Source organism: Gammaproteobacteria bacterium (assembly GCA_028817255.1).
Classification (GTDB): domain Bacteria; phylum Pseudomonadota; class Gammaproteobacteria; order Porifericomitales; family Porifericomitaceae; genus Porifericomes; species Porifericomes azotivorans.
The window spans coordinates 1-6,002 of the sequence record JAPPQA010000020.1; the positions used below are offsets into that span (position 1 = coordinate 1).

Annotated in this window: 2 protein-coding genes; both read left to right on the forward strand. The window is 66.2% G+C overall.

Annotation, left to right across the window (positions count from 1 at the left end):
• The first annotated feature begins 37 nt into the window (after positions 1-37).
• Entirely contained in the window at positions 38-4,921 is a 4,884-nt protein-coding gene (locus OXU43_00880; protein ID MDD9823729.1) for a tetratricopeptide repeat protein, read from the forward strand.
• A 44-nt stretch (positions 4,922-4,965) separates the two neighbouring features.
• On the forward strand, positions 4,966-5,835 hold the full coding sequence (locus OXU43_00885) for a hypothetical protein (GenBank protein ID MDD9823730.1): 870 nt from the start codon (positions 4,966-4,968) through the stop codon (positions 5,833-5,835).
• Positions 5,836-6,002: the final 167 nt, after the last annotated feature.

Consider the following 6,002-nt stretch of genomic DNA (forward strand, 5'->3'; position numbering starts at 1 on the left):
GCGCTACGGCCAGGCGCCCGCCGGGGAACAGAGCGCCATGTCCACCCGCACTTCCAGCGGGCTGTGGCAGAAGTCCCTGCAGGCCGTCCGCCGCAAGGAGTGGGATACGGCCGTCGCCCTGCTGACGGAATTCATCGCCATGAACCCGAATCATGCCGAGGCGTACCGCAAGCGCGGCGGCGCTTACGCCAAGCAGGGCGAGCATCAGCTGTCCATAGCGGATTATGACCGGGCGCTGGAGTTGGAGCCGGAGGATGACGCCCCGGTGCGCTACGACCAGGGCGCCGCCGGGGGGCAGACCGGCCCGTTGGACCTGCCCGGCGAAGGTCTGTGGCAAAGGTCCCTGCAAGCCGTCCAGCGCAGAAAGTGGGACCAGGCCATCTCGCTGCTGAGCGAGTTTATCTCCATGAATCCGAATGATGCCGAGGCGTACCGCAAGCGCGGCAGGGCCTATTCCAAAAAAGGCGAGCACGATCTCTCCATGGCGGATTACGACAAGGCGCTGGAGCTGGAGCCGGAGGATACTTCGCTGCCCGATGAGCGCGAGGCGACCGCCGCGGGGCAGGACGGCGCGCCGTCGCAAAGCCCGCAGGAGATATGGCAAAAGTCCCAGGACGCCTTTAAGCATAAAGAGTGGGACGAGGTCACCGTTCTTTTGACGGAGTACATCGCCCTGAACCCGGGCGATGCCGAGGCGTACCGCAAGCGCGGCTACGCCTACTCCGCGAAAGGCGAACACGCCCGCGCCGTGGCGGACTGCGAGAAGGCGGTGGAGTTGTCGCCGGAGAGCGCCGAGGCGCACTACGATCTGGGGCTCGTTACCCAGGGCGGGCAGACGCTGGCCGCTACGCAGGCGGAGCCGCCGCTGGAGCTGGGCGCGGAGCTGGGCACGGAGCTTGGGCGGGAGGACGGCGGCGAGCCGGATTTTTTGCTGGAGGACACCGTGGCGCAGGACGGTCTGGATTCCGCCGCAGAGCGGACGGCCGCGGCGACGCGCACGGAGGAACTATCGCCGGAGGCCGGCACGGAGGCCAGGCAGGAGGACGAGGGCGAACATGTGCCGGAGTGGTCGCCGGAGGATACCGCCATTCACTTCAATCTGGGTGCTGCCGAGGAACATGCGGGCTCGCCCGCCGAAGCCCCGGAAGGGTCGCCGCAGGCGGGCGGCACGGATACCGGCCAGCCGCAGGAACTGGAGCCGGAGGATGTCACCTCTTATTACCATCGCACGCTTGCCTCGGAACGGATCGTCGCGCCCACGCAAACCCAGGAAGACGTGTTGCAAACGATCCAGGACGCCATAGGCCGCAAGGAGTGGGACCAGGTCGTTGCCACCCTGACGGAATACATCGCCCTGAATCCGAATCACTCCGAAGTCTATAAAAACCGCGCCGCCGCCTATGCCGAGCAAGGCGAGTTCGACCTTGCCATATCGGACTACAACAAGGCGCTGAAGTTGTCCCCCAGGTATGCCGAAGCCTACAAAAGCCGCGGCGCCGCGTATGCCGCCAAGGGCGATTACAACCATGCCATATCGGATTACGGCAGGGCGCTGAAGTTGTCCCCCAGGTATGGCGATGCGTACAGAAATCGCGCGGCCGCCTATGTAGAGAAAGGCGAATACGAGCGCGCCATATCGGACTACGACAAGGTGGTGAGGCTGGCGCCGAAGGATGCCGAGACGTACAAGAATCGCGGCGTCGCGTATGCAGGCCAGGGCGCATACGATTTTGCCCTGACGGATTTCGACAAGGCGATAGCGCTGGCGCCGCAGGATGCCGGGGTGTACAGAAAGCGCGGCGCCGCCTATGCCGGCAAGGGCGACTATGAGCGCGCCATATGGGATTACGACCAGGCGCTGGAAATGGCGCCGGAGAATGCCGAGGCTTACTACGGCCGCGGCGCCGCGTATGCCGGCAAGGGCGAGCGCGAACGCGCCCTGCAAGATTGCGACAAGGCGCTGGAGTTGGACCCGGAGGATGCCGAGGCGTACAAGAGCCGCGGCGCCGTATATGCCGGCCAGGGCGAGCGCGAACGCGCCCTGGCGGACTACGACCGGGCGCTGGCGCTGGCGCCGCAGGATACCGAGGCGTACAAGAGCCGCGGCGCCGTATATGTCGGCCAGGGCGAGTACGCGCGCGCCCTGGCGGACTACGACCGGGTGTTGGTGCTGGCGCCGGGGGATGCCGGGGCGTACCAGGGCCGCGGGCAGGCGTATTTCCGCAAAGGCGATTATGCGCGCGCCCTGGCGGACTACGACCGGGTGTTGGAGCGGGCCCCCAGGGATGCCGGGGCCTACAAAAATCGCGCGGCCGCCTATGCCGCGAAGGGCCAGCATAACCGCGCCATAGAGGATTACGGGCGGGCGCTGGGCTTGGCCCCGAAAGATGCCGAGGCGTATAGGAATCGCGGCGCCGCGTATGCCGGCAAGGGCGACTATGAGCGCGCCGTAACGGACTGCGGCAAGGCGCTGGAGTTGGACCCGGAGGATGCCGAGGCGTATGGCAATCGCGCCGCCGCGCATGCCGCCATGGGCGATCATGCCCGTGCCATATCGGACTACAACAAGGTTCTGGAGCGGATGCCGGAGGATGCCGGGGCGTACTGCGATCGCGGCGCCGCTTACGTCGCGCGGGGCGAGTACGATTACGCCATAGAGGATTGCGACAAGGCGCTGGAGTTGGCGCCGGAGAATGTGGCGGCATATAAGAGCCGCGGGCTCGCGCATGCCGGCAAGGGCGATTACACCTGGGCCGTATCGGATTGCAACAAGGCGCTGAAGCTGGCGCCGGAGGATGTGGCGGCGTACAAGAATCGCGCCTTCGTTTACATCCGCAGGGGCGATTACGCGCGGGCCATCAAGGACTGCGACAAGGCGCTGAAGCTGGCGCCGGAGGATGCCGAGGCGTACAAGAGGCGCAGCGCCGCGTATGCCGCCAAGGGCGATTACGACCGCGCCATCAAGGACTGCGACCGGGCGCTGGAGTTGAACCCGGAGGACGTCGAGGCATACAAGGGCCGCGGCGCCGCCTATGCCGGCAGGGGCGACTACGACCGCGCCATAGCCGACTGCGGCAAGGCGCTGGAGTTGAACCCGGAGGATGCCGAGGCATACAAGAATCGCGGCGCCGCCTATGCCGGCAGGGGCGATTACGACCGCGCCATAGCGGATTGCGACCGGGCGCTGGAGTTGGCGCCGGAGGATGCCGAGGCGTACTACGACCGCGGCAATGCCCATGCCCGGGAAGGCGACTACGGCCGTGCCATAGCGGATTATTCCAGGGCGCTGGAGTTGGCGCCGGGGAACGATGCGGCGTATTACAACCGCGGCACCGCTTATATCAATAAGGGCGACTATGAGCGCGCCATAGCGGATTATTCCAGGGCGCTGGAGTTGGCGCCGGAATATGTCGCGGCGTACTACAATCGCGGGCTCGCGTATGCCGGCCAGGGCGATTACGACCGCGCCGTAGCGGACTACGAACAGGCGCTGGAGTTTGCCCCGGAAAATGCCAAGGCGTATTACAACCGCGGCACCGCTTATGTCCGGCGGGGCGATTACGACCGCGCCATAGCCGATTACGACAAGGTGCTGGAGTTGGACCCGGAGAATGCCGGGGCCTATAACAATCGCGGCGCCGCTTATGTGGGCAGGGGCGATTATGACACCGCCATATGGGACTACGACAAGACGCTGGAGCTGGCGCCGCGGGATGCCGCGGCGTACTACAACCGCGGCGCCGCTTATGCCGGGCAAGGCAAGCATGACCGCGCCATAGCCGATTACGCCAGGGCGTTCAAGAACGACAAGGACGGCGCCGTTTCCCGTTTTTCCCCCTTCGATGCCTTCTTTATCCTGTCCTCCGACGATATGCCTTCGCAGCGGCGGGCGGGGATGTTCCAGCGGTTTAACGAGTTAAGGCGCGCGATTCGGGGTTTGCAGCGGGAGGCCTTTGCGGAATCCATGGGGCGCACCGAGCGCGCCGCGTACGCGGTGCATTACACGTCGGCGGCCGTCCTGCGTCCCCTGGTGGATGCGGCAGGCAGGTTTCGTCTCTACAACGCGGCGAGCATGAGCGACCCGCAAGAAGGCCAGGCCATGTTTGCGGCGATGGACAAGGGCGACGATTGGCGCCGGGAGTTTTACGGAGAGGATGACGGGCGCCTGGAATACAGCGCGGTCTATGTCGGCAGTTTTCTCCCCGGCCGGGAGTCCGGCGCGGACGACACCGGCGCGGCGGGCGACTCGGACACGGAAGACGCGCTGCCCTGGTGGCGCCTTTACGGCACGGACCGGGGGCGCGAGGCAGCGGGGTGCAGCCTGAGTTATCCGCGGCGGCTGTTTGCGCGGGAGGCGCTTGCCGATTCCGTTTTCAGCGCCATGCTGCCCTACGCGACGGGCAGCGTGGCCGCCGTGGCGCAGGCATCTCCGCCGGCGCTGTTTGCGGTCTTCTACGAGGATGAGCTGGAAAAGATACGCGGCCCGTTGGGCGAAATGCAGGCTGCCCTGGAGAATATCCTGAAGCTTAAGCAGGAAGAAAAATACCGGGAATATGCGTCGTTCATCAACGCCTGCACCCGCGGCCTGCTGGACGAGGCGCGCTTTTTGTTCAAGCGCCGTCGCGACCCGCGGGAACGGGAAGTGCGCCTGGTGCGGATGCGCTATCTGTTGCCCGAAAAGACGGAACCCGCCATCGAGTGCGAGTACGCCGAGGGCGGCGAGTGTCCCCGGCTCTACGTGGAATTGCCGCCGGAGTTTCGCCCCGCAAAGATAACCCTCGGCCCGCTGGCGAAAACCCCCGGCGCCTGGGCCTCTTTCATCGCGCGCATCCAGCGCCCCGGCGAAACGATCGCGGTCCGGCGCTCCAGGCACTCCCTGCCGCCGCCGGGATCGTCCCCGGAGTCGTCGCATGACCCGTAAGGGATTGTTGCCCGCTGCCGGCGCTGTCGCATGATGCAAAACATGTGAAAAGTTTTCTGCTGGCCGCGTTGACCCTGGTTGCGGCGGGGGCGGCCCAGGGGCAGGCCGTTCTCGACGCCGCCGCTGCCGACGACTCTGAACGCGGCTGGTCGTTCGACCCTTTTATGGATAAAACCGGCGCCGGACGCCTGGAGATGGTCGTCTATGAGTCGCCTCCCGACAGGGGGGACAGCATGCTCGGCATAGGTTGCGAACGCCTGTACGTGAATACCCGGCATTGGCCCAGGTCCAGCGTCCCGGTGCGGATCGGCGAGAGCGAGGAGACCTACCCGGTGCGGCGCCCGGGGCCGCATATTCTGGAGTTCGGCGCACGGGACACGGCGGCAATTATTGCGCGCATGGCGGCAGCCGCCGGGCAGGGCGTGGGGCATGTACGCTTCGACGGCAGGCGCTACCCGTTGCGGAATTTCCTTGCGGCCCGCGAGCGGCACGGCTGGTACTGCGCTCGCGGTTGGGTATTCGACCCCGTTATGGATAAAGGCGTCGCCAGACCCCCCCTGGTGATGACTGTCCATGACCATGAGTCGTCTCCCGACAGGGGGCATACCAATCTCGGCATAGATTGCAAATCCCTGGGCATTAATACGCTGCATCGGTCCAGGCGCAGCGTCCCGGTGCGGATCGGCGAGAGCGAGGAGACCTACCCGGTCCGGAACCCGGTGCCGTATAGGCTGGAGTTCGGCGCACGGGACACGGCGGCAATCATTGCGCGCATGGCGGCAGCCGCCGGGCAGGGCGTGGAGCATGTACGCTTCGACGGCAGGCGCTACCCGTTGCGGAATTTCCTTGCGGCCCGCGAGCGGCACGGCCGGGCCTGCGCCCGTGCCGCCGAATACGCACCACTCCCCCCTTGAGGGGGAGTCGGCAAGACGAGGGCGCAAGCCCGAAGTCGCGCCGGTGGGGGGAATATCGAAAGCGCCTCCATCGCCCCACCGCCCAGGAGAACCTGTATAGGCAACCGCAAGGGCCGCCTACCCCCCACCGCAGCAGCCGGCGCCTGGCGGCTTGGCTGCTGCGACTC